General features: G+C 75.6%; 2 protein-coding genes. One reads left to right on the top strand and one right to left on the bottom strand.

Annotated features, from left to right (window positions below; all coding sequences use genetic code 11):
- Nucleotides 1-195: 195 nt before the first annotated feature.
- Nucleotides 196-882, bottom strand: coding sequence for a hypothetical protein (locus ABT085_RS46510; RefSeq protein ID WP_351623305.1), 687 nt, complete (start codon nucleotides 880-882; stop codon nucleotides 196-198).
- Nucleotides 883-914: 32 nt separating this feature from the next.
- Here ABT085_RS46510 and ABT085_RS46505 point away from each other — a divergent pair.
- A partial coding sequence (locus ABT085_RS46505; RefSeq protein ID WP_351623303.1) for a hypothetical protein occupies nucleotides 915-1,154 on the top strand: 240 nt, incomplete at its 3' end.

The following is a 1,154-nucleotide window of genomic DNA, read 5'->3' as shown; positions in this document are numbered from 1 at the left end:
GCCCTGCCCCGCGCAGGGCCGCCCCCTCGGCGCCGCATCCCCCCCCCCCCCCCCCGGGGGCGCGCCGCACAGTGCCGGCCCGGCGGCCCGGGCGCGGGGGGTGTGGTGGGGCTGTCGGGCCGCAGGTGGAGGCTGCGGCTGTGTCGGGCCGGCCGGGGGCGGCGGCCAGCCGGCTTCCTGACGGCCGCGGGTGGGTCAGCGGACGTGGCGGTACATGGTGACGGTGGGCCGGAAGCTGCTTTGCGGGTCCCCGGCGCGGCCGCGCGGTGCGCAGGCGGCTTCGCGGTCGAGGATGGTCCTGACCTCGCCGGCCAGTTCGTCGGCGCGGCTCTGGACGCCGGAGATCGGCAGATGCGACGTCCTGAGCGCGCTCACCTCCCGTTGGATGCGGGCGAGTTGGCGTCGGGCCGACGGGCTGAGCGTCAGTTCCTGGGGAGTGGCGACGACGAACTGGTAGGCGCCGGAGAAGGTTTCGCATGCGGGGCAGTGGCCGTTGACGGACCGGCTGATGTTGGTGGCGTTGACCAGATGCGCGTTGCGGCCGGCGGCGGTGACGATCTGGTAGGACAGGGCGATCGAGCGGCACGGGGTGTCGAGGGAGCAGCCTGCGGATTCGGCTGTTGCCCGGTTGTTCGCCGTCACGGCGACCTGCGGGCCGAACTGGTGGATCTGGAAGGATTCGTCGAACTGGTCGACGTGCGTGCGGTCGGCGCGGGTGTGGGCCATGTCCACGGCGGTGGAGGCGCTGAACAGGCGCGGGCCGCCGGAGCTCGCCTGGGCCACGGTCGTCGCCGCCGCGACGGCCATCCCGGTGGTGGCGATCATTCCCAGGCGTGCGGCGGTCCTGGCGATTGTGCTGGTGCGCGGCTTGCGGTGGGTCATCGGCTTCTCCTCAAGGGGCGTGGGCAGGCGGGGTGCTGGGCCCGCCTCAGGGGGCGGACGGGACGGGATCCGTCGCGGCGGGCGCCGACGAGGCGACGGTGGCCGTGGCCGGGACGGATTCCGAGGGGGTGGGGGATGCGGGGGTGGGCACGGCCGAGAAGAGGTCGGCGCGGGTACTGCGGTTCGGTGTCGGCGCGGTGGTGTCGCTGTCCGCCGATGCCGGCGGCCGGCTGGTGGGGGCGGACGGCGCGGGGGCGGGGGCGGACGCGGGC

The sequence above is a fragment of the Streptomyces sp. NPDC002265 genome (assembly GCF_040296125.1).
GTDB lineage: Bacteria > Actinomycetota > Actinomycetes > Streptomycetales > Streptomycetaceae > Streptomyces.
This window is presented reverse-complemented; position numbering and strand designations above follow the sequence as displayed.